General features: G+C 39.6%; 5 protein-coding genes and 1 pseudogene. 2 read left to right on the top strand and 4 right to left on the bottom strand.

Annotated elements, in window-relative coordinates; all coding sequences use genetic code 11:
* Positions 1 to 8: 8 nt before the first annotated feature.
* Positions 9 to 866, bottom strand: coding sequence for a hypothetical protein (locus ACFE90_RS34625; protein WP_375506799.1), 858 nt, complete (start codon positions 864 to 866; stop codon positions 9 to 11).
* A gap of 770 nt (positions 867 to 1,636) precedes the next feature.
* Between ACFE90_RS34625 and ACFE90_RS34620 the strand changes: the two genes are divergently transcribed.
* Positions 1,637 to 3,256, top strand: coding sequence for an ArnT family glycosyltransferase (locus ACFE90_RS34620; RefSeq protein ID WP_375506798.1), 1,620 nt, complete (start codon positions 1,637 to 1,639; stop codon positions 3,254 to 3,256).
* Between the two features lie 260 nt (positions 3,257 to 3,516).
* A complete protein-coding gene (locus ACFE90_RS34615; protein ID WP_375506797.1) occupies positions 3,517 to 4,521 on the top strand; it encodes a hypothetical protein in 1,005 nt (334 codons plus the stop codon).
* 70 nt (positions 4,522 to 4,591) lie between these two features.
* Here the strand turns inward: ACFE90_RS34615 and ACFE90_RS34610 are convergent, their stop codons facing one another.
* From ACFE90_RS34610 to ACFE90_RS34600, 3 genes and pseudogenes are all read right to left on the bottom strand, one after another.
* Positions 4,592 to 5,614, bottom strand: coding sequence for a zinc-binding dehydrogenase (locus tag ACFE90_RS34610; protein WP_375506800.1), 1,023 nt, complete (start codon positions 5,612 to 5,614; stop codon positions 4,592 to 4,594).
* Between the two features lie 365 nt (positions 5,615 to 5,979).
* On the bottom strand, positions 5,980 to 6,165 hold the full coding sequence (locus ACFE90_RS34605; RefSeq protein ID WP_118166720.1) for a hypothetical protein: 186 nt from the start codon (positions 6,163 to 6,165) through the stop codon (positions 5,980 to 5,982).
* Positions 6,166 to 6,220: 55 nt separating this feature from the next.
* A pseudogene (locus ACFE90_RS34600) lies at positions 6,221 to 6,477 on the bottom strand (hypothetical protein); the annotation flags it as partial.

Genomic DNA, 6,477 nt, shown 5'->3' with positions numbered 1-6,477 from the left:
CCTCGCTACTATCCACATCTGGATTCACAAAATATTATTAGTGGGATAGGTTCACTAACTAGGTGAAATGTATCAGTATTGGTGAATATGGCAACTAATATTCCAATTAAAATTGCAACTCCTTTTGCATTGCGCTTATAAACGCCACTGGCTCGATCCATAGAGCGATCAAACCATGTTTCGACTTCATTTTTAAACTGATTCATTTCTTCGTTGAGGTTGCCAATCTTTATCCTACTCCGTTGAGCAATCACGCTAAGACTCTGAATTAAATTATCAGGTACATCATCCGGCAAATCTTTATTAACAAAATCTATAAATTTTTGGTCAATATCTCCATAAATCGATTGAATTTTTTTGTATTCTTCACTATCTTGATTATTAACACCTATTTTAAGTTCTTTGTAGAATGCTAATATTATATGTAAATTAGTTTTATCATCTTCACTAGGATGTTTAACATGATTAATTAGCTGGGGAATTTTTAAGGTATCTAATAAAGTAGTTGCAAATGTTTCAGAAGGAAGATATGAAGGGCCGCTTTGTTTTCTTCCTAGTCCGTTTGTATCAATACTTTTACTAATTCCCTGAAACTGCTTTTCTATTTTCCCGTTGGCTTGTTGATTCAAGGTATTAATTAAAGGATCATTATAAAGTTTATCTACCAAGTTCTCTGCTTTAGTAATATCTGAGTCTTCAGTTTCGCTACCACCTGCTAAAAGTAATTCAATTGATTTTTTTAAATGTTTAGCTCTCCATTGTAAACATGTAGAAATCAACTCTTGAATTTCAGAAGCTATCAGGCTCAAAATCAAGTAAATAACAACTAAACCAATAGCAATATCCACAACCACAGGTAAATTCATTGACAGGCTCCCATAATTTATTGGAGTTTATTATTCTAAAAAACATTCTGATAGGAGTTTATAACATAGATATTTTAATTATATAATTACTTAATTAAATTTAAAGTTATGGAAGTTATTTAATGAAAAAATCTGCTTTATTAATTATTTTATTAATTATTAATACTAAATTAATATTTTTTAAACAACGAATAATTATTTTTCTTAAAATTATTAATCAAAAAATATAGATATATTTTTCAATCAGCTAATTGCATTCATTTTTCCAGGTTGATTCGCTTATAGTAAGAGTCTCCAGCCCTGCTTTTATGCAACTTAAATGCTCATTAGCTTATTCAGCACACTATTATTTTCGGTGGTTTGTTGGGTTTCACTTCCCTACGGGACGCTGTTCGCGTTCGCTCAACTCAACCGGGAGCAGTTTATGGTTTTTGACGTTAACTAAACTGTATTGGAATTTAATCAGATAAAAACTAAGTATATAAAATTTAAATTAAGCGTCCCATTCAAATAAATACAAGTTAATTTACGGATTGTCAAACAAGTAACAAATAATTTACTGATTGTATTATTTTTATCGTTTATTGGCTAAAATGTTATTTAGATAACCAATATAATTTTTTAAAAAAATAGGGCTAATTATAGAAACTTGAGTTAATCTTGGAAACTAGCAATTGTTAATAAATACGTTGTTACTGGGTGACAACATTGGAGATTCGCTAGATGTCTCTATGTAATCAAACCAGAAAGTAAAATGATTAACATAGAATATGCAAGAAGGAAGCTTTATTTGGAGTCATCTAGAAAAACAACATCGCACGGTTGGCAAATGGATTGATTGGGTATGGCTAATGATATTGCTATTGGCAGCAGTGTTACTGTTTAGCATCAATCTGGGAGGATTGCCGTTGCGAGATTGGGATGAAGGGACTGTGGCACAGGTTGCTCGTGAAATTTGGCACGCTCCAGCAGGATCAATGCGTTGGCTTTACCCAACGTTAGGAGGTGAACCATATCATAACAAGCCGCCTTTGATGCATTTGCTAATTGCTTGGGCTTATTCTTTAGGAGGCGAAAATGAGTTGACAACGCGCCTGCCTGGAGCAATTTTAACAGCGACATCTGTACCTTTACTGTATTGCATTGCTAGAGAAATATTTCGCCAACGTTGGGCTGCTATTTATAGCGCATTGATTTATTTAACAATGCTACCGGTGGTGCGTCATGGGCGGTTGGCAATGTTGGATGGGGCGATGGTAAGTTTTTTGATGGTAATGATGTTGTGCGTGTTGCGATCGCGTCGGGATTTACGCTATTGCCTTGGTATTGGTATTAGCTTTGGGTTGATTTGCCTGACTCAAGGATTGTTAGGCATATTACTAGGTGCGATCGCGATCATATTTCTGTTTTGGGATACGCCACGACTGCTCACTTGTTACTATCTATGGATAGCAATCTTCATTGGTATTCTACCTGTAGCTACTTGGTATAGTGCCCAATTAATTCACTATGGTTACACTTTCGCCCAAATTGGGCTTGTAAACCCATCACTAGGCCGAATTGGCTCATTTGTAGAGGGGAATCCTGAACCACCTTGGTATTATGTTATTGAACTTCTCAAATACACATGGCCGTGGCTATTATTCTTACCGCAAACTATCCGCTTAACCTGGGAAAATCGCAACCTTAGTTGGGCAAAACTAGTAATGGCGTGGAGTGGTGTTTATCTGCTGGTAATTTCTTTCATGATTACCAAAGTTCCCTGGTATTTATTCCCAATTTATCCTAGTTTAGCCTTAGCTTTTGGTATCCAATTATCAGATACAGAAAATTCGTCTTTACTCTCATCCTATCCCCGTGCTTGGGTTGCTGGTTTGGCGATACTTGCTGTAGCCGCTTCTGCTGGTAGCATTTATTTTAGTTGGGGTACAACACCAAAAACAGACTTACAACTGATTTTTGTAGCAGTAGCTTTAACTATGACCTTAGCAGCTATTTTGGCAGAACGAGGTGATGGACAATTTCTGAAGATTTTGTTTTGGGGAAGTTATATTTCGCTGCTACTGTTAATGAAATCTAACTACTGGGTTTGGGAATTATCTGAAGCTTATCCAGTTAAACCAGTCGCCGCGATGATTGTGCGGGCAAATCCAGCTACGAGGAAGATTTACACATCTTTTCCCTATCATCGTCCCTCATTGGATTTTTATAGCGATCGCACTATCATTCCCGCTTCTGTTGGCGAACTCGAATATTATTGGCACTACAACGGGCAACCCTACTTTCTGCTTCATGCATCTGCTTTTAACAATCTCGAACTAGAGTCGATGAAGCTAGTTGATCAAGCTGAAGGCTGGAAGTTAGTTACAAAAGATACTAATCGTCTTTAAGTTTTGGGCATTGAAAAGAGGCAGAGGGGCGGGGAGCAGGGAGCAGGGAGCAAAGGAGAAAGAGGTAGTTTTTTATTCTCCCCCTGCCTCCCCCACTCCCCACATGATCGCCTTCTTTCAAAAAGTGTAAAAAACTGGAACTTAGTTTGAAGAAATGATAAAGTGCGTAATATTGCGATTTTGATAGTAATATTTATTTCTTTATACTTAAAATATTACGAAATATTTAATTCATTAAATTTAGCAATTTGGTGCTTAGAATGCCGCAAAATCTTTCATTGTTAGCAGAACCAGTAAGAAGGCTTGAGACAGTAGCAAATCAACCATTTTCAGAAGCGTGGGCGAAGAAGTATTTACGAAATCTAGCTGAACAGGACGATCGCATCGAAGTCCTCCAGCGCAGTGAAATCGCAACTGAGGTTGCAACAACATTAATGCAGGCACTCCGAACCACAAGTCTGCAAGCGTGGGGAAGAACGGAAGCGCTTTTGTCTCAAGAGGTGATTCGGCATCAAATTGACCCTGAATTAATTGATCCGTGGGAAGTCGCAAAGGATACCCACACGATTTATCAAACAGCTCTCTGGGCCTATGCCCAACAGATTCCCCCAGCGAAGTTTTCTACTAAGATTGCTAGAGATTTGGGAAAAATTCGACAGAAGTACACAGCAAATGATCCTAGAGTTATCGGGTTCATTAGTATGCAGTTTCACTACGGCGGACAAATACTACTCAACTTGACACCGCCAGCGCAGCAAGCATCGCTGAGTGCTTACTTCAAAGTGATTGATGACCATCTCTATATGCCGCTCCAGCGTGCTTATCAGGCAGCAGCAGAATATGCTTATGATGCGCCACCGTTAAAAGCTGTCCAGCAAATTTTGCCGTTGTGCAGCGAGATTGCAACCAAAATTGCGGAACGGGTGATGCAGATGTATCCTAACTATCAAAGCCATACAGGTCGTTTAAGCAATACTAACGTTCAGATTTCGAGTGTCCGTGATATAGAGATGTTCCAAGTGTATCTGTGGGTCTGTGTTTTGGAAAACAACATTAGCGCCATACAACAAGAGCTATTTCCCTTGTGTGTCATGTTGTATCCCCGATTAAAGGTACGCTGGGAATTAGTACGGCAATTGATTCACTTGCTCGGCAGTGAGATCCGCTCTCATCTAGAACCCCAACAGGCTGCTTATTTTGTCCCCTACTATGACTCGTTGTGGGCAATGTTTTCACCCGAAGTATTGCCGGACAAGAAATTGTAGCTCCTCCGATGTCTAGATTTTCTACATTGTTTGCCTAAACCCAGATGCATCTGCTGTACCCTGCAAAGAACTAAGGAATCATCGCTACCTTAATTACCTGACGCGCCTTCATCTCACAAAACACCTGTTCTAAATCTTTTAATGGCCGCTGTTCACTAACAAGTAACTCAAAGGGAATTTTGCGACTAGCGATCAGTGCAAGCGCCTCCTGCACATACTTTGGTGTATTATGAAATACGCCTTTGATAGTTAGTTCGCTGTAGTGTAGCTGTTCTGTGTTGACAGTAATGCTGGTATCCTGTGGACATCCACCGAATAAGTTGACTGTTGCACCAGGACGGGCACAAGCGATCGCAGTTTCCCAAACACTTGGTACACCAGTGGCTTCAATCACGACATCTGCGCCCCATCCTTGGGTAAGTTCTTTCACTACGCTGGGAATATCTGGGATTTGATGATAATTAAAGGTTTGGGTTGCACCCAATTTTTGACCGATTTCTAGCCTGTGGTGATTACCTCCCCACAGCAACACCTCAGCTTTCTCACTCAACGCCGCCACAAACATCAACCCGATCGCCCCATCTCCTAAGACGACTATTTTATCTTTGGCTTTGACGTTAGAACGGGCTATACCATGCAATACACAAGCTAAGGGTTCCGTCATCGCTGCCAATTCCCACGGCAACTCATCGGGAATCTGCAATAAATTATGCTCTACTATTGGTGCGGGAATTTTCAAGTATTCCGCAAAAGTCCCGTTATTCCAGGTCAGATTCGGACATAATGAATATTCTTGACGTTGACAAAAAAAGCATTTAATGCATGGTGCAGAATTATTAGCGACAATGCGATCGCCTACTTGCCAATTTGTAACCCCTGCACCCAAAGCAACAATTTGCCCAGCCCCTTCGTGACCAAACAGCGTTGGTGGTATTAGCATTTTGACATGACCACCGCGCCGCCAGACTTTCAAATCTGTACCGCAAGTTGTTGCTGCCCCCACTTGAATGACAACTTCGCCAGCCGCCGGAGTCGGGTCAGGAACTTGCTCTAGGCGTAAATTTTCTTGCCCATAAAGTAACGCTGCTAACAAAACTTTTAACCTATCAATTAGCTCCATCTGATTTTATCAGTTGAAGCTAATGGTCTGTCTCATTAATTTTGATGAGTTCGTAGTAACCACTGAAGTGCTTAAAAATCCAAGACTAAAGTCCTTACTACGAACTTGTTTACTCCTCGTAACTAATGAGACAAACCACTAGTTGGTAGGTTTAAAGTAAATTAGTCTTGATTTCGTAAGAATTCAGGATTCAGAATAGTTAGAGAATTCCGTTGAACATTTGATGAATAAATATACTAATTATTCTAGATTCCTTATAAATTCTGAATCCTGACTCCTGGGTGCTGAATTTTTACTTGATTTCTAGTAGGCTTTTATTAATCTAAAATGCCGTAAAACTAAGAATTTACCGCAGGCTGTGGAACTACTCCGGTGTTCCGGGTTTCCACATTAGGCAAGCGAGTAGCAGTTAGTAGCGGTACTTCTTGTCGGCACGACAGGCAAAACCAATATAGTTCACCATGTCGGGCATGGCGCAGGAGGGAACCACCGCAGCATGGGCAGGTGTTGGCTCTCGTACTCATACCAATGTCCTCCTTGAAAAAAGTTATTGTTTAAGTTGGATAAAAAAACAGTTGATTAAAACTGAATGTTAGCTGCACAAATGCAGCCATTCGATTCTATGCGGTCTTTAATAATTTGTCTGTAAACAGCTTCATATCCGTTAACCATTTGGCTAACACTAAAGTTGTTTTCTACGTGTTTTCGACAGGTTTGACGATTGAGTTCCAAAGCTAGTGGAATCATTGCCGCCATTTCTGCATAGCTTTTACAGATAAAACCTGAACCTATCCCACTAATAATATTTTGTGAATCCAGATGTGGATAGTAGCGAG

The organism is uncultured Nostoc sp. (assembly GCF_964245445.1).
Taxonomy (GTDB): domain Bacteria; phylum Cyanobacteriota; class Cyanobacteriia; order Cyanobacteriales; family Nostocaceae; genus Nostoc.
This window is presented reverse-complemented; position numbering and strand designations above follow the sequence as displayed.

Excerpts from the sequence above, each read along its gene's own strand:
- ACFE90_RS34605 (WP_118166720.1), bottom strand. The coding sequence starts at position 6,165 with ATGAGTACGAGAGCCAACACCTGCCCATGCTGCGGTGGTTCCCTCCTG.
- ACFE90_RS34620 (WP_375506798.1), top strand. The coding sequence starts at position 1,637 with ATGCAAGAAGGAAGCTTTATTTGGAGTCATCTAGAAAAACAACATCGC.
- ACFE90_RS34615 (WP_375506797.1), top strand. The coding sequence starts at position 3,517 with ATGCCGCAAAATCTTTCATTGTTAGCAGAACCAGTAAGAAGGCTTGAG.
- ACFE90_RS34625 (WP_375506799.1), bottom strand. The coding sequence starts at position 866 with ATGAATTTACCTGTGGTTGTGGATATTGCTATTGGTTTAGTTGTTATT.